Here is a 21,101-nt window from a genome sequence, read left to right as displayed (position 1 = left end):
ATGATAAACACTTCGAACTACGACAAGTACCCCGAAATCAAGGTAGAAGGCCACGCCTGCGCGGCCGGCTGGGACGCTATTGCCCAAACCGTCGTGCAGCGCATTAATGATAGTAGCCAAACCCGCACCGTGGTGGTGGTCGAGTGCTACCACGGCGTTGACTCGCCGGAAGTAATGGCCCGGCTGGCAGCCGCGCTCCGGCCGGTGCTCACCGTGGATGCCCACGCTACGTTCAAGGCCGAGCAGCAGATAAACGAGTTCGTGCAGGACTTCGTGACCGACGACCCGGTATTTGGCTACATGGCGCCGCTGCCGTTGCAGGGCTTTTTTGACGAGCAGAAGCAGCAGGCCGCTCAGGCCGAAATCGCGGCGGTGACGCAGGGCGTGGTGCTGTTGGTGGGCGCGGGCGCCAGCTTCCTGGCGCCGGCGCCTGACGTGCTCATCTATGCCGACATGCCGCGCTGGGAAATCCAGCTGCGGTTCCGGCGCGGAGAAGTGGGCAGCCTGGGCGTGCCCAACCGGCAGGAAGGCTTCGCTTACCTCTATAAACGAGCGTTTTTCGTGGACTGGCGGGTGTGCGACCGGCATAAGAAAACGCTAATGGACCGGTGGGATTACGTGCTCGATACCACCGTGCCCGCCACCCCGAAGCTCGTCACCGCCGACGGCCTACGCGCAGCATTGCGCGAAACCGTGGCCCGGCCCTTCCGGGTAGTGCCGTTTTTCGACCCCGGCCCCTGGGGCGGGCAGTGGCTCAAGGAAGTGTGCGACCTCGACCGCAGCGAACAGAATTTCGCCTGGGGTTTCGACTGCGTGCCGGAGGAAAACAGCCTGCTATACCGCTTCGGCGAGCACGCGGTGGAAGTGCCGGCCCTCGACTTGGTGTTCAGCCACCCGCGCGAGCTGCTGGGCGAGGAGGTTTTTGCCGCTTTCGGCGATGAATTTCCCATCCGCTTCGACTTTCTTGACACTATGGAGGGCGGAAACCTCAGCCTGCAGGTGCACCCGCTCACGGCCTACATCCGGGAGAAATTCGGGATGCCCTACACCCAGGACGAAAGCTATTACATGCTGGATGCCAAGTCCGATGCCTTCGTGTACCTGGGCCTCAAGGAGGGCGTGGTGCCCGAGCGCATGATGCAGGAGCTGGAGGCCGCCCAAACTCAGGGCCAGCACTTCGAGGCCGAAAACCACGTCGAAAAGTGGCCCATCAAAAAGCACGACCACGTGCTCATTCCGGCCGGCACCGTGCACTGCTCCGGCGCCAACAGCGTGGTGCTGGAAATCAGCGCTACGCCTTACATTTTCACCTTCAAGCTCTGGGACTGGAACCGTATGGGCCTCGACGGCAAGCCGCGCCCCATCTCCCTGGCGCACGGCAAGCAGGTGATTCAGTGGGACCGCACCACCGAGTGGACCCGGGAAAATATCCTGAGCCGGGTGGAGCCGCTGGGCCAGGGCGACGGCTGGCGCGAGGAGCGCACCGGCCTCGACAAAACCTCTTTCATCGAAACCCGCCGGCACTGGTTCAGCAAAGCCGTGCCGCATCACACCCACGGCGTGGTGAACGTGCTGAACCTGGTGGAAGGCCGAGAGGCCGTGGTGGAAAGCCCGACTAACGCCTTTGCCCCCTTCGTGGTGCACTACGCCGAGACGTTTATCGTGCCGGCCGCCGTGGGCGCCTACACCATCCGGCCCTGTGGCGCCGGCCTAGGCCAGGAGTGCGCCACGCTGAAAGCGTCGGTGCGCACGCCGCTGGCTTTCAACGCTAAGTATGCCAATCTCAACAACTAGGCCGCTCATGGACAAGACCGTAAATACCTGGTTCGTGTACCGCATTACGACGGTAGCCGCCGTCGGCGGGCTGCTCTTCGGCTACGATACCGCCGTCATTGCCGGGGCCATCGGCTTTCTGCAAACCAACTACAGCCTCTCGCCGGCCATGATGGGCTGGATTGCCTCCTGCGCCATCGTGGGCTGCATGCTCGGGGCCCTGGGGGCGGGTGCGCTCAGCGACCGCATCGGCCGCCGGAAAGTGCTGATGCTCTCGGCCATCCTCTTCGCGGTGTCGTCCATCGGCACGGCTATGCCGCCGAGTCTGAGCTGGTTCGTGGCGTTCCGGCTGGTGGGCGGGCTGGGCATCGGCATTGCCTCCATTTTGGCGCCGATGTACATCACCGAAATTGCCCCGGCGGCTATCCGCGGGCGGCTGGTGTCCATCAATCAGCTGGGCATTGTGACGGGTATTCTGCTCATTTACTTCGTGAACGCTGGTATTGCTGGGCTCTACGATGAGACTTGGAACATCAGCACCGGCTGGCGCTGGATGTTCGGCTCGGGCATCATCCCGTCGGTGGTGTTTATGCTGCTGCTGTTTTTCGTGCCCGAAAGCCCGCGCTGGCTGGCCAAGCAAGGCTACGTGGACGAGCCGCTGGCCATTCTCACTAAAATCAACGGCGAGCAGCAGGCCCGCGTCGAACTGGCCCAGATACAGAGCGCGCTGTCGGAGGAGACGGGCACGTTGGGCGAGGTATTCGGTCCGGCGCTGCGCAAGCCACTGATTATCGGCATCGTGCTGGCTGTGCTGTCGCAGATTACCGGTATCAACGCCATCATGTACTACGCGCCGGTGATTTTCAAATCGACCGGCGACGGCTCCGATTCGGCCCTGCTGCAAACCGTGCTGGTGGGCACCGTCAACCTGCTGTTCACCATCGTCGCCATCAAGTACGTCGACCAATGGGGCCGCAAGGGCCTGCTGCTGGTGGGCTCGGCGGGCATGGCGGTGTGCCTGCTCATCATCGGCGGCGCCTTTCATTTTGATATGGTGAAGGGCTACATCGTGCTGGTGTTCATCCTGGCCTACATCGCCTTTTTCGCGGTGTCGCTGGGGCCGCTAGCCTTCGTCATCATCGCCGAGATTTTCCCCAACCGCACCCGCGGCCTGGCCATGTCCATCTGCCTGGGCGCGCTGTGGGTGTCGGTGTACCTGGTGTCGCAGTTTTTCCCCATCCTGCTGGAGTCCATCGGCAGCGCTTACACCTTCTGGATTTTCATGCTGCTGTCGGTGCTCACCTTCTTCTTCGTGTGGAAAATAGTGCCCGAAACCAAGGGCCGCACGCTGGAGGAAATCGAGCACTCCTGGGGGACGGATAAGCCGGCGGCGGTGCCAGGCAATCCATTGCCAATAAACTAAATCCGGCTCTGACATTCTGATTTTCAACTTGCTTAACCTATGCCTTAAAAACGCCTTTTTTCAACTCCCAATCCATCATTCAATTCCCACCATTCAACCCCCAAACCAACATGAAAAAGAATACCCAATTCGTCGTTCACTTCCTTGCCCTGCTGGCAATGATATTCACGGTTTCCTGTTCCAAGGACGAAGAAGCCAAGCCCGACGCGCCCACCGTAACCCTCTCGCAATCTGACTTCAGCGGTAAATCCGGCCAGCAGGTAGCGGTAACGGTTTCGGTATCGGCCCCCGGCGGACTCAGGAACATGACCGTTAGCAAGCAGGTGAACCTGGCGGCCGATAACACCTTCGGCACCAACGGCGTGCAAACCATTGCCGTGCCCACCGCCGGACAGAAAACCCTCGATTACAACTTCACCTACACCCTGGCTGCCAGCGAGGTGGATAAGCTGGTCGGCTTCACCTTCAAAGCCGAGGATGCCAACGGCAAGATGAGCGAGAAAGTGCTGACGGTGAACACTGCTGCCTCGGGAGCCCAAATCCTGGCTACCTACCGCTGGAACCTCAAATCCAAGATGTGGACGACCCCTAACCCGGACGTGGAAGACATCAAGGAGTGCGAGAAAGACGACTCGTTTGTGTACAACGCCAACGGCACGATGGCCGTGAACTACGGCACGCAGGCCTGCACCTTCGACGGCTTCAACGTGTACAGCGGCTGGACCTTGAGCGCTGACGAAAAGACCTTCACCCAGACGTATTCCGACGTGTTCGACCCGAGCAAAGTGACCACGGAAACCTACCGCGTCATCTCCCTGACCAAAGACCGGCTGGTGATGGAAATCGCCCTGGACCTGGCCGTGTTCGGCCCGCCCTACACCAACGCCGAAACCTTTGTGTACACCTTCGATGCCGGCCCGAAATAGGCTGGTGGCGAATGGCGCTGGTACCCCGGCGCTTTCCTGAAAAGTCCTGTTCCGGGTCGGCCGCCCCCACGGCCGGCCTGGGGCAGGCACCAGGGGCTTCCGGGCTCACTAGTTGCCCCGTTTCATTCTCTAAACTGCTTGTTATGAAATCCAAACGCATCGTGCTACAAGGCGCCGTGGGACTGCTGCTGGCAGCCACCGCCGCCTGCTCTTCCAATAAAAGCGACCCGCCGGGCAAGGAGGCACCCCAGCCGACTAACACCGACATTACGAACCTGAAGTTCACGGTGGAGGCCGCGCCGGAATGGACGGCCCTGTTCAAGCGCAACTCGGGCTGGTTTGGGGCCGACGGCATCTTTGCCATCCCCAAAAACGGCGTCGACGCGCCGGGCACCGCCAGGAATACCGAGACGATGCTCCTCTTTAGCGACACCATGATTGGCGACATCAAGGATGGCAAGCTGAGCCCGGGCTACACCATGATTAACAACTCGGTAGCCATCCTGAAAGGCGCCCAGCCGACGGCCGAGAACATCGAGTTCTACTGGGACCGGGACCCGGCGACCGGCAAGCACAAGTCGCTGTTTATTCCCAATACGCCCGCCGCGCAGCCCGGCGAGTACTACTGGCTGGGCGACGGCTTCGTGAACACGGCCAAGAATAACGACACGTACGTGTTCGGCTACCGTGTAAAGAACATCAACAACCAAGCATTTGGCTTTCAGGAAGTGGGCAATACGCTGATTGTGATTCCGGCCGGCAGCAAGCCGCCGTTCAGAGACCAGCGCCAGCTCGATACGCCGTTTTTCCTGCCCGGCAGCGGCCCCGGTGACTACGGGTCGCTGGGCGGCGGCATTTTTGTGAACACCAAGGAGGCCGGCGCGCCGCAGCCCGATGGCTACGTGTACGTGTACGGCGTGCGCGGCAAGGCCAAAAACGTGATGGTGGCCCGCGTGCTCCCGGCCGACATCGAGGACTTCGGCAAGTGGCGCTACTGGGACGGCACCGACTGGAACGCCGACCTGAGCAAAATCGCCAATATCACCGACCGCGCTTCGAACGAGCTCAGCGTGACGCCCTTGCCCGATGGCCGCTACGCGATGGTGTTTCAAACCGAAGGCCTGGGCAAAACCGTGGGCCTGCGCCTGGGCCTGAAGCCCCAGGGCCCCTGGGGCCCGCCCATCGACCTCTGGGACTGCACGGAGGACGTGAAGATGGACAAGGACTTTTTCCCCTACAACGCCAAGGTGCACGCCAACCTGTCGGAGCCCGGTGAGCTGCTCATTAGCTACAATATCAACTCCTTCGATTTCTTCAAGGACATTCTGGTGTACCCTAACCTGTACCGCCCGCGCTTCATTAAGGTGAAGCTGCAGTAGTGGTGGTTGGCTTCTCCGCTTACTTCTTCCCCCGCATCATGAGGCAGCGAGGCCCACGGATAGTTTTGGCACTGGTTGGGCTACTGGCTGCGCTGGTTTCGGTGGGCCAGAGCGGCCCGGCAGCAGCGGCGCGGCCGGCGTTTCAGCTGGCCAGCATCCTGCAGAGCGACATGGTGGTGCAGCAAGCCAAATCTTTGGCGCTGTGGGGCATGGCCCCGGCCGGCGACACCGTGGTGCTGGCGGCCGATTGGCGGCAGGCGCCGGTGCGGGTGGTGGCCGATGCGGGCGGGGCTTGGAAGGGCAGCCTGCCCGTGCCCGCCGCCCGGCCCCGGGATTTTGCGCCGCACACGCTTACGGTGTCTTGCCGCAGGGAGAAAACGACCCTCACCAACGTGCTCATCGGCGAGGTGTGGGTGTGCAGCGGGCAGTCGAACATGGATATGGAGCTAAAGCCGGCCCTGCCGTGGCTGCGCGGCGTGGTGGACTACGAGAAGGAAATCAGCGCGGCCGATTACCCGGCCATCCGGCTGATTAATATTGAAAACTCCTTTAAGAAAACGCCGCAGCCCAACGCCAAGGGTACTTGGCTGGTGTGCTCGCCCCAAACGGCGGGCGACTTCAGCGGCGTGGCCTATTTCTACGGGCGCGAACTGCTGCGGGAACTGCAGGTGCCGGTGGGGCTGGTAGTGGCTTCGATGGGCGGCTCGGCCTGCCAGGCCTGGGCCAGCCGCGAGGCCCTGGCCGCCGACCTGCGCGTCAAGGCCAGATACCTGACGCCTTACGACCAAAGCCCCCAAGCTCGGGAAAGCCTGGATTCTGTGAAAACCCTGGAAAAGCTGTTTGAGGTGCTGGCGCGCCCCACGCTGCTCTACAATGCCATGATTCACCCGCTGAAAAGCCTTTCCATCAAGGGCTTTCTGTGGTACCAGGGCGAGGCCAATAAAAAGGATGGCCGCGACTACACGGCGCTGTGCACGGCCCTACTGCAAGGGTGGCGCCGCGACTTCAATCAGGGCGAGCTGCCGTTTTACTACGTGCAGATGACGCCCTATAACTGGGAGGAAAAAGACTCGACGGCCACCTACTACGCCCGGCTGCGCGAGGCGCAGGCCGCCATGCTCCGCGTGCGCAATACCGGCATGGCGGTGACGATGGATGTGGGCGAGCCTGACAACATTCACCCGCGCAACAAGCAGGCCGTCGGCCAACGCCTGGCCCGGCTGGCGCTGGCCCGCACCTACGGCCACGCCAAAGTCCTTGACACCGGCCCGCAGCTGAAAAGGTACGTGGTGCGGGGCCGCCAGGTCGAGGTGCATTTTGCGCCGAAGAGCCTGGGTGGCGGCCTGACGACCAACGATGGCCGCCCACCCCGGCACTTTTACCTGGCTGGGCCGGACCAGGTTTTTTACCCCGCCACCGCCACCATCGTGCAGCAGCACCTAGTGTTAACCTCATCCCAAGTGCCGAAGCCGGTGGCCGTGCGCTACGCCTTTACCAATTACCCGGTTACCAACCTCGCTAACCAACTGGGCCTGCCGGCCGAACCCTTCCGCACCGACACCTGGGAGCGGTAAGCGGCGGCCTTTTCCCACTCATCTGTCAGCCCTCAAATCCATTGTATGAAAACCCATACTCTTCACCAGCGCCGCCAGCAGGCTAGTGCCGGCCTGCTTTCCTTAACCGCCTTAGCGTTGCTTTTTACGGGCTGCGGCCAGCAGGAACGCGCCGCCGAGGAAACCTCAGCGACCAGTTCGGCAGCTACATCGCAGCCGGCGGTGCGGGCCGTGGCCATGCCGCAGTGGGACCAGCTGCTGCTGCAAACCTCCGGCTGGCTGGGTGCCGACGGCATCTACAGCGTGGCGCTGAACGGCGTGGAAAAATCGGGCGAGGCGGCTGGGAAGGGCAGCTTCTTTTGGTTCAGTGACACGATTATCGGGGACATCAAGGAGGACTCTCTGCAGGCCGACTGGGAGATGGTGCATAACTCCGTGGGCTACCTGCCAGGCAGCGAGCCCGACCCGCAGAACATTAAGTTTCACTGGCGGAAGGACGAAAAGGGCAAAGCTGCTTCGATGTTTGAGCCACACACGGCCAAATCGAAGCCCGGCGACTACTACTGGCTGGGCGACGGCTTTTTCAACCACCAAAAGGACAGCACGATTTACATCTTCGCCTACCTCATCAAGAGCCTGCCGGGCGGCGTATATCCCTTTGAGGATGTGGGTGTGTCGCTCATTGCCCTGCCTAAGGGCAGCCGCCCGCCGTTTGCCAACCAGCGGCAGTTGGATACGCCGCTGTTCATCCCAAACAGCAACGGCAAAGGCAAGGTAGTGTTTGGGGCGGCCGTGCTGGCCAACACCGTGGGTGCCAAAGCACCCAAGCCCGACGGCTACATCTACGTGTACGGTATCAGGGGCGAGAAAAAGGAGCTGCTGGTGGCACGGGTGCCCGACCAGCAGTTCGAGGACTTCAGCCAGTGGCGCTACTGGGACGGCAGCGCCTGGGGCACGGACGTGCACCGCGCCGCCGCCCTCACCAGCCGCGTGTCGAACGAAATGAGCGTCAGCTTTATGGAGGATGGCCGCGTACTGGCATCGTACCAGCTGGATACCAATTCCCCGACCATCGCCATCCAAACCGGACAGACGCCGGCCGGCCCTTTTCAGCCCGCCAAAAAGATGTATGAAACCCCGGAAGTGTACGAAGACCTGGACTTTTACACCTACAACGCCAAGGCCCACCCGCACCTGTCGAAACCCGGCGAGCTGCTGATTAGCTACAACGTCAACTCGTTCGACTTCATCGCCGACATCCACAAGCACCCGCACCACCTGCGCCCGCGGTTTGTTTCGGTTAAGTATTAATCATTAGGAATTTGGCGATAATTAATTCGATGCTCAGAAATTAACTGTAGCGCCTTGCCGGGCAGATGCTACAGTCCTGAGAAGCCTTCACCACGGAAGATTATTAAATAACTGCCACCCGCCGACGGTAAGCCGACGGGCTTTCGCCCATCTGCCGCCGAAAGATGCGGTTGAAATACGACAGATTTTGGAAGCCGCTGGCGTAGGCGGCGTCGGTGATGGAGGGCGTGGTCAGCAGCAGCTGGCAGGCGTGCTGCACCCGGTTTTCGTTCACGAACTCGGTGACCGTGCGCTGCGTCATGCGCTTGAAAAACCGGCAGAAGGCGGGCACCGTCAGCGAAGCCTCCGCCGCCAGCTCGCTTACGCTAACCACCTGCGAGAGCTGCTTTTCCAGCAGCGCCAGCACCCGGTTGAGCCGCTGCTGGGCCGCCGGCAGCGGGCCGCTGATGGGCGGGCCGGCCTCCAGCTCGGTGTAGGCAGGGGTGGAGGCCAGCTCGTGCAGAATGCGCAGCAGCCCCAGCAGCCGCTCCCAAGGGCGTAGCGTCAGCAGCTGCTGCAACTGCGGGCCCACCACCTGCCGCACCTCGGCGCCAAACACCAGCCCCGAGTCGGCCCGCTTCAGCAGCTCCGCCACGGGGGCCAGCTCCGGCCGGGTCAGCATGTCGGCGCTCAGCAGCTCTTTCGGAAACTGCACCACGAATTCCTCGAAATCGGGACCTTGTCCGTAGTCGTAGCTCAGGTGCGGCACGTTGGGGCCTAGCAGCAGCAGCTCGCCGTCCTCGTAGCGGCCGTGGTGCTGGCCGATACGCCGCTGCCCGCTGCCGCTGGGCAGGTACACTATCTCGTATTCGGGGTGGTAGTGCCACAGCACCGGGCAGGGGTTGCTCGCATTGTGGTAAAATGCCTGCAAGGAGCTGTCGTCCAGAATTCTTACGTGTTCGCGCTCAAGCTTCATAGGTACGTTGGCAAGAAACCAGCCGACCGGCGGACGCCGGCTTTTGGTCAATGGAGTATGCAAATTGGCTAAAAATTGCGTAGCAAAGCGTTTTTAGGGCGTCGAACTTTGCTTCCGCTTGCAGGCAGGTGTTCGGAAAGAGGCAGGGGAGGAGGGACATCTGCAATGTCAGGCAGCTACACTCCCCAATCCCACCCGTATGGCTACCCGCCGCGACTTCGTAAAATCCGCCGCGCTGCTTTCGACCGGCGCGCTGCTTGCCCCGGCTCTGCTGGCGGCAACTGCCAAGCAAAAAGCTATTGGCTTGCAGCTGTATACCGTGCGCGACGCCATGCAGCAGGACCCCGTGGGTACGCTGGCGAAGGTGGCCCAACTGGGCTTTACGTCCCTGGAGGGCGCCACTTACACGGGTACCCAGCAATTTTACGGGATGATGCCGGCCGTCTTCCGGCAGGTGCTGCGGCAGCAGGGCCTGAGCATGCCCAGCAGCCACTACATGCTGGGCGAAGCGCTGGAGAACGGCCAGCCCAAGCAGGGCACCATCCTGCACGGTTGGGACCGGGCCGTGGATGATGCCGCCGCCGTCGGCATCAAGTACATGGTGTGCGCTTATTTGTTTGAAGATGAGCGCGGCGACCTCGACCACTACAAGCTGCTGGCCGAGCGCCTGAACAAGGCCGGGGAGCGCTGCCGCACAGCCGGCATTCAGCTCTGCTACCACAACCACGATTTTGAGTTTGCCACGCTGGGGGGGCAGCTGCCGTACGATGTACTGCTCAGTCAGACGGATAAAAGCCTGGTGCAGATGGAGCTGGACTTGTACTGGGCCGTAAAGGCCGGCCACGACCCGGTAGCCCTGTTCAAGGCACACCCCGGGCGCTTCCCGCTCTGGCACGTCAAGGACATGGCCAAAACGCCACCACACGGCTTCACCGAAGTGGGCAACGGCAGCATTGACTTTGCGCGCATTTTCGCCCAGGCCAAGTGCGCGGGGCTGCGCCATTTCTTCGTCGAGCAGGATGAGACGCCCGGCTCACCTTTCGACAGTATTCAGCAGAGCATCAGCTACCTCAAGCGCACGCTGCGGTAGGGCGCCAGCCGCTCATTCCACTTAATCCCACCCACTTTTATGGCACAGAATACTTACGACGCCATCGTTATCGGCTCCGGCATCTCGGGCGGCATGGCGGCCAAGGAACTCACCGAAAAGGGCTTGCGCACCATCATGCTGGAGCGCGGGCGCAACGTGGAGCACATCAAGGACTACGTGAACGCCACCAAGGCGCCCTGGGAACTGCCGCACCGCGACAACCCCACCCAGCAGATGCGGGCCGACCACCCGGTGCTGCGGCGCGACTACACCCTAAACGAGAGCAACCTCGACTTCTGGGTGGATGAGCGCCAGAGCCCCTACGTGGAGACGAAGCCCTTCGACTGGTTCCGGGGCTACCAGGTGGGCGGCCGCTCGCTGATATGGGGCCGCCAAAGCTACCGCCTGAGCGACCTCGACTTCGAGGCCAACGCCCGCGAGGGCATTGCCGTGGACTGGCCCATTCGCTATAAAGACCTGGCACCCTGGTACACGCACGCCGAGCGGTTTGCCGGCATCAGTGGCAACCGCGACGGGCTGGCCGTGCTGCCCGATGGCGACTTTATGCCGGCTATGGAGATGAACGTGGTGGAAAAGGACGTGGCGGCCCGTCTCAAAAAGCACTACAACAACCTGCGCCCCATGATAATCGGGCGCACGGCCAACATCACCAAGCCCCACCACAACCGCGTCAACTGCCAGTACCGCAACAAGTGCTGGCTGGGCTGCCCGTTTGGCTCGTACTTCAGCACGCAGTCGGCCACGCTGCCAGCGGCCATGGCCACCGGCAAGCTCACGCTGCGGCCCTTCTCCATTGTTACCAAGATTCTCTACGACAAGGACAAGAAGCGCGCGACCGGCGTGGAGGTGCTCGATGCCGAAACCCGGCAGACCTACCAGTATTTCGCCAAAATCATCTTCCTCAACGCCTCGGCCCTGAACTCGGCCTGGGTGCTGATGAACTCGGCCACCGACGTATGGCCCGGCGGCCTGGGCAGCAGCAGCGGCGAACTGGGCCACAACGTGATGGACCACCATTTCCGGGTGGGTGCCAGCGGCGACATGCCTGGCTACGAGGACAAGTACATGTACGGGCGCCGGGCCAATGGCATCTACGTGCCGCGCTTCCGCAACGTGGGCGCCGACAAACGCGACTACCTGCGCGGCTTCGGCTACCAGGGCGCGGCGGGGCGCGAGGGCTGGAGCCGCGAGATTGCGGAAATGAGCATCGGCGGCGAGTGGAAAGACGCCCTGAGCGAGCCCGGCAAGTGGACGATGGGCCTGGGCGGCTTCGGCGAAACGCTGCCTTACCACGACAACTACATCACGCTCGACCCCAATAAGAAAGACATCTGGGGCCTGCCGGTGCTGGCCATCGACGCCACCCTGCGCGACAACGAGCAGAAGATGCGCATTGACATGATGAACGACGCCCAGGAGATGCTCGAAGCCGCCGGCCTCCAGAACGTGCGCACCTACAACAACGGCTACAACATGGGCGGCGGCATCCATGAGATGGGCACCGCCCGCATGGGCCGCGACCCTAAAACCTCGGTGCTCAACGCTCACAACCAGGTGTGGGACGCCCCCAACGTGTACGTGACCGACGGGGCCGCCATGACCTCCTCGGCCTGCGCCAACCCCTCGCTGACCTACCTGGCCCTCACGGCCCGGGCCGTCGACCACGCCGTGGGCGAGCTGAACAAGCAAAACCTGTAACTTCTTAAACGGTACATCACCATGATATCCAGAAGAGAAGCCCTGGCCCGCGTGGCCTTGCTGATGGGCGGCACTGCCATCATCGGCTCCGATGCCTTTTTGTCGGGCTGCGGACCATCTGACCAGAAACAGGAAAAGCAGCCGACGGCCGCCGAAAACCCCGGCCCACCCAAAGACCTGCTCACCCCCGAGCAAACGGCCTACCTGACCGAAGTGGCCGACACCATGCTGCCCGCCACCAAAACCCCCGGCGCCAAAGCCGCCAACGTCGGCCCCTTTATGGCCGTGATGGTGCGCGACTGCTACGTGCCGGCCGACCAGCAGGTGTTTGTCAAAGGCCTTGACCAGCTGGAAGAAGCCTGCAAAAAGCAGCACGACGGTAAAGGGTTTCTGGGCTGTACGCCCGAGCAGCGCCTGGCCCTATTGCGCCAGCTCGATGCCGAGCAGAAGCAGTACAGCAAAACCAAGCCGCTCGAAGCGCCCAATCATTACTTCCGCATGATGAAGGAGTTGGCGCTGCTGGGCTTCTTCACCTCGGAGGTGGGCGCCACGCAGGCGCTGCGCTACCTGCCGGTGCCGGGTAAGTTCGTGGGCGACTATCCGTACAAGAAGGGCGACCGGGCCTGGGCTACCAGCTAAATCCTTAATCAGATGGAAACAATGTACGCAAAACTGCGCCTGGCCATGATTGGCGGCGGCCAGGGTGCCTTTATCGGCGGGGTGCACCGGCTGGCGGCGGCCCTCGACGGCGAATACGAGCTGGTAGCCGGCGCCTTCAGCAGCCGCGCTGCCACCTCGCAGGCCACCGGTCAGGCGCTGGGGCTGGCCCCGGCGCGGGTCTACGACTCGTACCAAGACTTGATTGCCGGCGAGCTGGCCCTTCCAGTAGATGAGCGCGTGCAGGTTATCAGTATCGTAACGCCCAACCACCTGCACTTTGCCCCGGCCAAGCTGGCTCTGGAAAACGGCTTCGACGTAGTGCTGGACAAGCCCCTGACTTTCTCGCTGGCCGAGGCGCGGGAGCTGGCGCACATCGTGCAAACCACCGGCCGCCGCCTGGTCCTGACGCACACCTACACCGGCTACCCAATGGTGAAGGAGGCGCGCGCGCTGGTGGCCGCCGGCGCGCTGGGCCGCCTGCGCAAGGTGTACGTGGAGTACCCGCAGGGCTGGCTGAGCACCTTCGTCGAGGGCGACGCCAGTAACAAGCAGGCCGGCTGGCGCACCGACCCGGCCCGCAGCGGCCTGGCCGGTGCTATGGGCGACATTGGTACCCACGCCTTTAATTTGCTCGAATACGTGACCGGCCTGCGCGTGGAACAACTCTGCGCCGACATCCGCGCCGTGGTGCCCGGCCGGCAGCTCGACGACGACGGCGCGGTGCTGCTGCAACTGAGTGAGGGTGTTAGCGGCGTGCTGATAGCCACGCAGGTAGCGGCCGGCGAGGAAAACAACCTGCGCCTGCGGGTGTACGGCGAGCTGGGCGGCCTCGACTGGCAGCAGGCCGACAACAACACCCTGCTGGTGAAGTGGCTGGACCAGCCCACCGAAATCCGCCGCACCAACGCGCCCTACACCAGCGCCGCCGCCCGGCACAACGCCCGCATCCCGTCCGGCCACCCCGAGGGCTACCTCGAAGCCTTCGCCAACATCTACCGCAACTTTGCCCTGACGCTGCGCGCCGAGGCCGCCGGCCAGCCGCCAACTGCCGAAATGCTGGACTTCCCCGGCATCGCTGAGGGCCTGCGCGGGATGGCGTTTATCGAAGCCGTGGTGGCGTCGGGGCAGTCGGACGCGAAGTGGACGGAGTTTCCTGCGGTTTAGTAGTATAAGTTATGAAAACAATCAAAGGCCCCGGTATTTTTCTGGCGCAGTTCATGGGCGAGCACGCGCCCTTCAACAGCCTGCCCAGCATCTGCGAGTGGGCGGCCGGGCTGGGCTACCGGGGCGTGCAGCTGCCCACCCACGACGCCCGGTTTATCGACCTGCAACTGGCCGCCGAAAGCCAGGACTACGCCGACGAGCTGCGCGGCACCGTGCAGGCCGCCGGGCTGGAAATCACCGAGCTGTCCACCCATTTGCAGGGCCAGCTGGTGGCCGTCAATCCAGTGTACGATACCTTGTTTGATGGCTTCGCGCCCGAGGCGCTACGGGGGAACCCGGCGGCGCGGCAGCAGTGGGCGGTGCAGCAGCTGCGCTACGCCGCGCAGGCTTCGCAGCGGCTAGGCCTCACGGCGCACGCCACTTTTAGCGGGGCCTTGCTCTGGCCTTACGTGTACCCCTGGCCCCAGCGGCCCGCCGGTCTGGTCGAGGCCGGGTTTGAGGAATTGGCCCGGCGCTGGCGGCCCATTCTCGACGAGTTTGACCGCTGCGGCGTGGACGTGTGCTACGAAATACACCCTGGCGAAGACCTGCACGACGGCGTGAGCTACGAGCAATTCCTGGACAAGGTAGACCAGCACCCGCGCGCCTGCCTGCTCTACGACCCCTCGCATTTCGTGCTGCAATGCCTTGACTACCTGGCCTACCTCGATATCTACCACGAGCGCATCCGGGCCTTTCACGTCAAGGACGCCGAGTTCAACCCCACCGGCCGGCAGGGGGTGTACGGCGGCTACCAGCCCTGGCTGGACCGCGCCGGCCGTTTCCGCTCCCTGGGCGACGGGCAGGTGGATTTCAAGGCCATTTTCAGCAAGCTCGCGCAGTACAACTACCCCGGCTGGGCGGTGCTGGAGTGGGAGTGCGCCCTGAAAAGCAGCGCCGACGGGGCCCGCGAAGGCGCCCCGTTCATCGACCAGCACATCATCCGCGTCACGCCGCAGCCCTTCGACGATTTTGCCGCTTCGGGCGCCGACGCCACCCAGTTTCACAAGCTCCTTGGCATGTAACTTTCTGATTATGAAAACCAATTTTCTTTCCCTGCTTAGTCTCCTCGCGCTGCTCACGGCCTGCGACACCGGCTACAAACCCGACGGCCCCGACGTGGCCAGCGCCGAACGCGCCGCAGCCTCCGCGCCCAACGCCCTGAACCAGGACAGCGCCGCCAACGCCAAAAAGGCCGCCGTGACGCACCAGGAGCAGGTCGACACCGCCAACACGCACATCGGCACCACGCCCACTGGCGTGCCGGCCGGCGGCCAGGGTGCCCAACTGGTAGCCAAATCGGACTGCGCCAGCTGCCACCGCGAGACCGACAAGCTCATCGGCCCGGGTTACAAGGAAATTGCCGGGCGCTACCCCAACACGCCCGCCAACGTGGCCCTGCTGGGCTCCAAAATCATCGGCGGCGGCTCCGGCAGCTGGGGCAGTATTCCGATGACCCCGCACCCTAGCATCTCGGAGAGCGACGCCCGCGAGATGGCGAAGTATATCCTGGCGCTGAAGTAAGCCGCCCGAGCTGGAGTTATTCTCTTCTTTTACCATCCAAACCCACCCATGTCCACCGCTATCCGCCTGAAATTGTCACTGATGATGTTCCTGGAGTTCTTCATCTGGGGCGCTTGGTTCGTGACGCTGGGCACCTACCTGCTGCACGACCTGCATGCCACCGGCTTGCAGGTGGGCACGGCGTTTCTCACGCAATCCATCGGCGCCATTATCGCCCCCTTCGTGGTGGGGCTGATTGCCGACCGGTACTTCTCGGCCCAGAAAATCCTGGGCGTGCTGCACCTGCTGGGGGCCGGGCTGCTATGGCAAGCCTCCCGGGCCGCCGACTTCAGCAACTTTTACCCCAGCATTTTGGGCTACATGGTTTTGTACATGCCCACCCTGGCGCTGGTCAACTCGGTCGCCTTCCGGCAGATGCGCGACCCGCAGACGGAGTTTGCGCCCATCCGGGTGCTGGGCACGCTGGGCTGGATTGTGGCGGGCCTGCTCATCGGCTGGCTCAACTGGGAGCAGGGCGGCGGCCTGCGCAACACCTTTCTGCTGGCGGCGGGCGCCTCGGCGGTGCTGGGGGTGTTCAGCTTCGCGCTGCCCGCCACGCCGCCCCTGCCGCGGGCGGCGGCCGGCACCTCGCTGGGCAGCCTGCTGGGGCTGGAGGCCGTCGGCCTGCTCAAGAACCGCTCGTACCTGATTTTCTTCCTGGCCTCGGTAGCCATCTGCATTCCGCTGGCCTTTTACTACGGCTTCACCAACCCCTTCCTCAACGAGGTGAACATGCCGCGGGCGGCGGCCGTCCAGAGTCTGGGGCAGGTATCGGAGCTGCTGTTTATGCTGGCTATTCCGCTGTTTTTCCGGCGGCTGGGCGTGAAGAAGATGCTGGCCATCGGCATGAGCGCCTGGGTGCTGCGCTACGTTTTCTTCGCCTTCGGCGGCGCCGATGCTACCTGGGCGCTGCTGCTGGGCATCGTGCTGCACGGGGTCTGCTACGATTTCTTTTTCGTCACCGGGCAGATTTACACCGACAACCTGGCGGGCGAGCAGTTCAAAAGCGCAGCTCAAGGCTTTATCACGCTCGCCACCTACGGCGTGGGCATGCTCATCGGCACCCTGCTGTCGGGCCGCATTTTCGACGCCTACCAGCTACCGGGTGGCACCCACGACTGGCGCATGATTTGGCTGATTCCGGCCGTTATTGCCGCCGTCGTGCTACTGCTGTTCCTGCTGCTGTTCCGCGACGAGAAAATTGGGGCAAATGCTGCCGAAGTTGCTCCACTTTAAATGGTTGTAGAGACGCAAAATAGTGCGTCTCTACAACCCACACCGCTTTTTAATCCTCTATGAAACAGCTTTTGCTCACCGCTACCCTCAGCGTAGCCGCCCTTTCCACCGTCTGCGCCCAGCAAACCGGCAAGCCCGAAGATACCGAGGTATATACCCCGGTGCCGCCGGTAGTGGTGCCGGCCGCTACCGCCAGCGCCCCGCCCGCCGATGCCATCATTCTCTTCAACGGCAAAGACCTAAGCCAATGGGTGATGACCGACGACCGCAACACGCCGGCCAAATGGAAGGTAGCCAAAGGCGCCTTCACCGTCGACAAAAGCACTGGCAACATCGAAACCCGGCGCAGCTTCGGCAGCTACCAGCTGCATTTGGAGTGGCGCATTCCGGTCAACATCAACGGCACCGGGCAGGGGCGGGGCAATAGCGGCGTCTTCCTGGCTTCCACCGGCAAGGGCGACCTGGGCTACGAGCTGCAAATCCTCGATAGCTACCAGAACAGCACGTACTCCAACGGTATGGCGGGCAGCATCTATAAGCAGCACGTGCCGCTGGCCAACCCCACCCGCCGCCCCGGCGAGTGGCAGACCTACGACGTGGTGTGGCTGGCCCCCACCTTCCGGCCCGACGGCTCGCTGGCCGCTCCGGCCCGCGTCACGGTGCTCTTCAATGGGGTGGTGGTGCAAAACGCGGCCGAGCTGGCCGGGCCCACGCAGTACATCGGCCAGCCCAGCTACCAGGCGCACGGGCCGGCTCCCATTAAGCTGCAGGCCCACGGCGACAAAAGCGAGCCCGTGAGCTTCCGCAATATCTGGGTGCGGCCGCTGTAGCTGGTTGGCGGGGCGAGAGAAATTATGCACCTCCCCGGCCCATATTCAATACCGTAGCCGGGAGCCGGCAGTAGTTCCTTTGTTGTTGGAATCCGGGGCGATGAACCGACCTCGAAAGCCCGCATTATGGAAGCTGACCTGCCCGAACCCGACCTGCACACCGAAACGCTGGACATTACAGGCATGACCTGCGCCTCCTGCGCCAATTTTGTGCAGAAGTCGCTGAGCCGCACGCCCGGCGTGCGGCGGGCGCTGGTGAACTACGCCACCGAAAAGGCTACCGTGGACTACCTGCCCGGCGAGGCCACCCCGGCCACCATGAAAGCGGCCGTAGAAAGCGCCGGCTACGGTGTAATGGAGCGCGCCCCCGCCAGTACCGCCGCCGAGCGCGAGGCCCAAACCGAGCAGCAGCAGGCCCGGGCCTACCAGCAGTTGCGGCGGCGTTTCGGCGTGGCCGTGGGGCTCACGCTACTCATTATGCCCCTGAGCATGTTGATGCTGTGGCCGATGCTGGTGCACGTCAACGAGCAATGGCTGAACTACGGTCTGCTGCTGCTCACGCTGCCGGTACTGCTCTACAGCGGGCGCGAGTTTTACGTGGCGGCCTGGAAGGCTCTGCGGCACGGCACGGCAACGATGGACACGCTCATTACCGTGGGCACCGGGGCGGCGTTTCTGTACAGCCTGGCGGCCACAGTGGCCCCCGGCTTTTTCCACCGGCAGGGGCTGATGCCGGAGGTGTACTACGATACCACGGCCACCATCATTGCCCTGATATTGCTGGGCAAAGTGCTGGAGCAGCGAGCCAAAACCCGCACCTCGGCCGCTATGCGGGCGCTGCTGGGCTTGCAGGCCAAAACCGCCCGCCGCCTCAATCCCGACGGCACCGAAACCGACGTGCCCATCGAGCAGCTGCGCGAGGGCGACGTGCTGAGCGTGCGCCCCGGCGAGAAAGTGCCCACCGACGGCCTCATCCTCGACGGCCGCTCGACCCTCGACGAGGCCATGCTGACCGGCGAGAGCCTACCCGTGGAGAAGCAGCCCGGCGACCAGGTTTTCGGTGCGACGCTGAACCGCACCGGGGCCTTCCGCTTCCGGGCTACGCGGGTGGGCGAAGGCACCGTGCTGGCCCAGATTGTGAAGCTGGTGGAAGACGCCCAGGGCAGTCGCGCGCCCATTCAGCGGCTGGCCGATAGGGTAAGTGCGGTGTTTGTGCCGGTGGTGATTGGACTGGCGGTGCTCACTTTCATTGCCTGGCTGCTGCTGGGCCCGGCCGAGACGCGGCTGCCGCTGGCGCTGGTCAACTTCGTGGCGGTGCTCATCATTGCCTGCCCCTGTGCGCTGGGGCTGGCCACGCCCACGGCCATCATGGTGGGCACGGGCAAGGGCGCCGAGCACGGCGTGCTCATTCGCAGCGCCGAGGCGCTCGAAAAAGCTTATCAGGTAGACACCGTGCTACTCGATAAAACCGGCACCATCACCCAGGGCGAGTTCAGCGTGACGGACTTCGTGGCCCCCGACCAGAATGCTCCGTACCTGCTGGCCCTGGCCGCCGCCGTGGAGCGCCTCAGCGAGCATCCCCTGGCCGCGGCCGTGCTGCGCTACGCCGAAGCCCAGGCCGCCGAGCGGCTCCCGGCTACCAATTTCCAGGCCACCGCCGGCCAGGGTGCCGCCGCCACCGTGGCCGGCCAGCCCGTCCTCATCGGCAACCGCCGCCTGCTGGCCGAGGCCGGCATCACCCTGCCCGCCAACCTGGAAACCACCGCCGCCCAGCTCGCCCAACAGGCCAAAACCGTCCTCTACCTGGCCGTGGCCGGCGAGGCCGTGGCCCTGCTGGCCCTGGCCGATACCGTGCGCCCCACTTCCGCCGCTGCCATAGCGCGCCTGCAGGCCCAGGGCATCGAGGTGCTGCTGCTGACCGGCGACCACCCGCAGGCCGCCGCCGCTGTGGCGGCGCAGGTGGGCATCACCCGCTACTTTGCCGAGGTGCTGCCCGCCGACAAGGCCGGCAAAGTGAAGGAGCTGCAGGCCGAGGGCCGCCGCGTGGCCGTGGTGGGCGACGGCATCAACGACGCCCCGGCCCTGGCGCAGGCCGACGTGGGCCTGGCCATCGGCGCGGGCACCGACGTGGCCATGGCCGCCGCCGGCATCACCCTCATGCGCTCCGACTTGCAGGGCGTGGTCACGGCCATCGCGCTGTCGCGCCGCACCATGCAGGTCATCCGGCAGAATCTGTTTTTTGCCTTCGTGTATAATGCGCTGGGCATTCCCATCGCGGCCGGGGTGCTCTACCCGGCGTTTGGGATTTTGCTCTCGCCGATGCTGGCGGCGGCGGCCATGGCCTTGAGCTCGGTGTCGGTGCTGAGCAATTCGCTGCGGCTGCGGACGTTTCGGGCCTGAGCGGTAGCGCCCCACGCCACTCGGGCCTGCAATCCGGCCTTGCAGCTATCGAAACACCGGGTTGCCGCGGGGGTAATAAGTGCCGTCGGGCCGTATCAGCCAGTCACGGCTTCTTCGCGGTGCAGCGGGGTCGTAAAAATCTATTACATAATACCTCACCGCCGCTTCCACCGTGTAAACGTAAGCCTGAAGCTGAGCGGCCGCCGTAGGGGATTTGCTCTTTATCCAGGGCAGAACCGTTTTCCGAACTTTATGCTGCACAGGCTTGGGCAACATGTTCATCTGCATGCTTAGTAGCGTTTCCGTTACGAGGCCGGAGGAGTCGAAAACCGCTTTCCCGCCGCCCCCATATTTACCGATATTGACGCCGTAGTAGGAATTGGGACCAAATACTTCCCACCACACTATGGAATCGGGCGGGAGCACCGCAAACACCCGCCGGAAACTTGTCACGACGGGCTCCGGAACGGCCTGAACTGTGGCGGCGCTATCAGCTCTTGCAGCATAATAATGCTGCGCCTGTGCCGGCTCGACGAAGCACGCCAGAATTAAGAACAGCAGCGGGATGAGACGCATGAGGGCTACTAAAACAGGACTGTCAGAGTGATGCAAAAAGCTGTGCTCGCCGGGTTTTACCCCGCCACCACCAGCAGCAGCGCATCCTCGGCGGCCCGGGTGAGGCGGTGGTAGAAGTAGCGGCCGCGCCGCTCGCGGTGCGTCAGGCCGCGCTCGAATAAGACCAGGCTCATGCGCGAGCCGGCCCGCCATTCCAGCCCGGAGGCGGCGGTGAGCTGCTCGGTGCTGCGCTCGGGGTGCTGCATCAGGGCCACCAGCATGCGGGCCTGGCGGCGGTGGGTGCGGGTGTCGCGGGTGCCGCCGGGCGGCAGCAGCCAGGCCTGAATGCGGTCGAGCACTGCCTCGAGCTCCTGGCTGGGCGGTGGGGGCGGGGCGTCGCGCTCCAGCAGGCGCTGGGCAAACTGGGCGGCCAGGGTAGGAGGAGTAGGCTCGGACATGGTAGCGGGCGGCTAAGGCCCGCAAGATAAAGGCAAACGTCTGGAAGTCAAAACCACGACGGTACCG

The 21,101-nt window shown here is 63.5% G+C and carries 18 protein-coding genes; 15 read left to right on the top strand and 3 right to left on the bottom strand.

The genetic code is table 11. From position 1 onward, the window contains the following. From Q5H93_RS14055 to Q5H93_RS14030, 6 genes are all read left to right on the top strand, one after another. Window positions 1–1,794, top strand: coding sequence for a class I mannose-6-phosphate isomerase (locus Q5H93_RS14055; protein WP_305007191.1), 1,794 nt, complete (start codon window positions 1–3; stop codon window positions 1,792–1,794). A gap of 7 nt (window positions 1,795–1,801) precedes the next feature. Further along, entirely contained in the window at window positions 1,802–3,196 is a 1,395-nt protein-coding gene (locus Q5H93_RS14050; RefSeq protein WP_305007190.1) for a sugar porter family MFS transporter, read from the top strand. A 110-nt stretch (window positions 3,197–3,306) separates the two neighbouring features. After that, on the top strand, window positions 3,307–4,122 hold the full coding sequence (locus Q5H93_RS14045; protein ID WP_305007189.1) for a hypothetical protein: 816 nt from the start codon (window positions 3,307–3,309) through the stop codon (window positions 4,120–4,122). Between the two features lie 143 nt (window positions 4,123–4,265). Further along, window positions 4,266–5,501 (top strand): DUF5005 domain-containing protein, encoded by a 1,236-nt coding sequence (locus Q5H93_RS14040; RefSeq protein ID WP_305007188.1) that lies wholly within the window; start codon window positions 4,266–4,268, stop codon window positions 5,499–5,501. Window positions 5,502–5,566: 65 nt separating this feature from the next. Continuing rightward, on the top strand, window positions 5,567–7,075 hold the full coding sequence (locus Q5H93_RS14035) for a sialate O-acetylesterase (RefSeq protein ID WP_305007187.1): 1,509 nt from the start codon (window positions 5,567–5,569) through the stop codon (window positions 7,073–7,075). A 45-nt stretch (window positions 7,076–7,120) separates the two neighbouring features. Then, entirely contained in the window at window positions 7,121–8,365 is a 1,245-nt protein-coding gene (locus Q5H93_RS14030; protein WP_305007186.1) for a DUF5005 domain-containing protein, read from the top strand. Between the two features lie 103 nt (window positions 8,366–8,468). Here the strand turns inward: Q5H93_RS14030 and Q5H93_RS14025 are convergent, their stop codons facing one another. Then, entirely contained in the window at window positions 8,469–9,320 is an 852-nt protein-coding gene (locus Q5H93_RS14025) for a helix-turn-helix domain-containing protein (RefSeq protein ID WP_305007185.1), read from the bottom strand. A gap of 199 nt (window positions 9,321–9,519) precedes the next feature. Here Q5H93_RS14025 and Q5H93_RS14020 point away from each other — a divergent pair, with 199 nt between their 5' ends. The 9 genes from Q5H93_RS14020 (at window position 9,520) to Q5H93_RS13980 (ending at window position 20,021) form a co-directional block, all read left to right on the top strand. Continuing rightward, on the top strand, window positions 9,520–10,410 hold the full coding sequence (locus Q5H93_RS14020; protein WP_305007184.1) for a sugar phosphate isomerase/epimerase family protein: 891 nt from the start codon (window positions 9,520–9,522) through the stop codon (window positions 10,408–10,410). 39 nt (window positions 10,411–10,449) lie between these two features. Further along, window positions 10,450–12,129, top strand: coding sequence for a GMC oxidoreductase (locus Q5H93_RS14015; protein ID WP_305007183.1), 1,680 nt, complete (start codon window positions 10,450–10,452; stop codon window positions 12,127–12,129). A 21-nt stretch (window positions 12,130–12,150) separates the two neighbouring features. Continuing rightward, on the top strand, window positions 12,151–12,768 hold the full coding sequence (locus tag Q5H93_RS14010; RefSeq protein WP_305007182.1) for a gluconate 2-dehydrogenase subunit 3 family protein: 618 nt from the start codon (window positions 12,151–12,153) through the stop codon (window positions 12,766–12,768). A gap of 21 nt (window positions 12,769–12,789) precedes the next feature. Next, window positions 12,790–13,953, top strand: a complete 1,164-nt coding sequence (locus Q5H93_RS14005) for a Gfo/Idh/MocA family protein (protein ID WP_305007181.1) — start codon at window positions 12,790–12,792, stop codon at window positions 13,951–13,953. An 11-nt stretch (window positions 13,954–13,964) separates the two neighbouring features. After that, on the top strand, window positions 13,965–15,017 hold the full coding sequence (locus Q5H93_RS14000; protein ID WP_305007180.1) for a sugar phosphate isomerase/epimerase family protein: 1,053 nt from the start codon (window positions 13,965–13,967) through the stop codon (window positions 15,015–15,017). 10 nt (window positions 15,018–15,027) lie between these two features. Then, on the top strand, window positions 15,028–15,516 hold the full coding sequence (locus tag Q5H93_RS13995) for a c-type cytochrome (RefSeq protein ID WP_305007179.1): 489 nt from the start codon (window positions 15,028–15,030) through the stop codon (window positions 15,514–15,516). 48 nt (window positions 15,517–15,564) lie between these two features. Next, window positions 15,565–16,791 carry a nucleoside permease gene (locus tag Q5H93_RS13990; RefSeq protein WP_305007178.1) on the top strand — a complete coding sequence of 409 codons (1,227 nt, stop codon included), beginning with the start codon at window positions 15,565–15,567 and terminating at the stop codon, window positions 16,789–16,791. A gap of 59 nt (window positions 16,792–16,850) precedes the next feature. Further along, a complete protein-coding gene (locus Q5H93_RS13985) occupies window positions 16,851–17,621 on the top strand; it encodes a 3-keto-disaccharide hydrolase (RefSeq protein ID WP_305007177.1) in 771 nt (256 codons plus the stop codon). Between the two features lie 126 nt (window positions 17,622–17,747). Further along, window positions 17,748–20,021 (top strand): heavy metal translocating P-type ATPase, encoded by a 2,274-nt coding sequence (locus Q5H93_RS13980; RefSeq protein WP_305007176.1) that lies wholly within the window; start codon window positions 17,748–17,750, stop codon window positions 20,019–20,021. Window positions 20,022–20,066: 45 nt separating this feature from the next. Here Q5H93_RS13980 and Q5H93_RS13975 read toward each other — a convergent pair whose 3' ends face one another. Both Q5H93_RS13975 and Q5H93_RS13970 read right to left on the bottom strand, forming a co-directional pair. Beyond that, a complete protein-coding gene (locus Q5H93_RS13975) occupies window positions 20,067–20,597 on the bottom strand; it encodes a hypothetical protein (RefSeq protein ID WP_305007175.1) in 531 nt (176 codons plus the stop codon). Window positions 20,598–20,653: 56 nt separating this feature from the next. Then, the gene (locus tag Q5H93_RS13970) at window positions 20,654–21,034 is read right to left on the bottom strand and encodes a helix-turn-helix transcriptional regulator (protein ID WP_305007174.1); all 381 of its coding nucleotides are present in this window, start codon (window positions 21,032–21,034) and stop codon (window positions 20,654–20,656) included. Window positions 21,035–21,101: the final 67 nt, after the last annotated feature.

It is taken from the genome of Hymenobacter aranciens (genome assembly GCF_030580865.1).
In the GTDB taxonomy this organism is placed as follows: domain Bacteria; phylum Bacteroidota; class Bacteroidia; order Cytophagales; family Hymenobacteraceae; genus Hymenobacter; species Hymenobacter aranciens.
The sequence above is the reverse complement of the archived record's forward strand: the minus strand, read 5'-3'. Positions and strand labels throughout refer to the sequence as shown.

What these genes read in the sequence shown, in the direction of transcription:
- Q5H93_RS14055 (WP_305007191.1), top strand. Translation starts at nt 1, where the DNA reads ATGATAAACACTTCGAACTACGACAAGTACCCCGAAATCAAGGTAGAA.
- Q5H93_RS14050 (WP_305007190.1), top strand. Translation starts at nt 1,802, where the DNA reads ATGGACAAGACCGTAAATACCTGGTTCGTGTACCGCATTACGACGGTA.
- Q5H93_RS14045 (WP_305007189.1), top strand. Translation starts at nt 3,307, where the DNA reads ATGAAAAAGAATACCCAATTCGTCGTTCACTTCCTTGCCCTGCTGGCA.
- Q5H93_RS14040 (WP_305007188.1), top strand. Translation starts at nt 4,266, where the DNA reads ATGAAATCCAAACGCATCGTGCTACAAGGCGCCGTGGGACTGCTGCTG.
- Q5H93_RS14030 (WP_305007186.1), top strand. Translation starts at nt 7,121, where the DNA reads ATGAAAACCCATACTCTTCACCAGCGCCGCCAGCAGGCTAGTGCCGGC.
- Q5H93_RS14025 (WP_305007185.1), bottom strand. Translation starts at nt 9,320, where the DNA reads ATGAAGCTTGAGCGCGAACACGTAAGAATTCTGGACGACAGCTCCTTG.
- Q5H93_RS14020 (WP_305007184.1), top strand. Translation starts at nt 9,520, where the DNA reads ATGGCTACCCGCCGCGACTTCGTAAAATCCGCCGCGCTGCTTTCGACC.
- Q5H93_RS14015 (WP_305007183.1), top strand. Translation starts at nt 10,450, where the DNA reads ATGGCACAGAATACTTACGACGCCATCGTTATCGGCTCCGGCATCTCG.
- Q5H93_RS14010 (WP_305007182.1), top strand. Translation starts at nt 12,151, where the DNA reads ATGATATCCAGAAGAGAAGCCCTGGCCCGCGTGGCCTTGCTGATGGGC.
- Q5H93_RS14005 (WP_305007181.1), top strand. Translation starts at nt 12,790, where the DNA reads ATGTACGCAAAACTGCGCCTGGCCATGATTGGCGGCGGCCAGGGTGCC.
- Q5H93_RS14000 (WP_305007180.1), top strand. Translation starts at nt 13,965, where the DNA reads ATGAAAACAATCAAAGGCCCCGGTATTTTTCTGGCGCAGTTCATGGGC.
- Q5H93_RS13995 (WP_305007179.1), top strand. Translation starts at nt 15,028, where the DNA reads ATGAAAACCAATTTTCTTTCCCTGCTTAGTCTCCTCGCGCTGCTCACG.
- Q5H93_RS13990 (WP_305007178.1), top strand. Translation starts at nt 15,565, where the DNA reads ATGTCCACCGCTATCCGCCTGAAATTGTCACTGATGATGTTCCTGGAG.
- Q5H93_RS13985 (WP_305007177.1), top strand. Translation starts at nt 16,851, where the DNA reads ATGAAACAGCTTTTGCTCACCGCTACCCTCAGCGTAGCCGCCCTTTCC.
- Q5H93_RS13980 (WP_305007176.1), top strand. Translation starts at nt 17,748, where the DNA reads ATGGAAGCTGACCTGCCCGAACCCGACCTGCACACCGAAACGCTGGAC.
- Q5H93_RS13975 (WP_305007175.1), bottom strand. Translation starts at nt 20,597, where the DNA reads ATGCGTCTCATCCCGCTGCTGTTCTTAATTCTGGCGTGCTTCGTCGAG.
- Q5H93_RS13970 (WP_305007174.1), bottom strand. Translation starts at nt 21,034, where the DNA reads ATGTCCGAGCCTACTCCTCCTACCCTGGCCGCCCAGTTTGCCCAGCGC.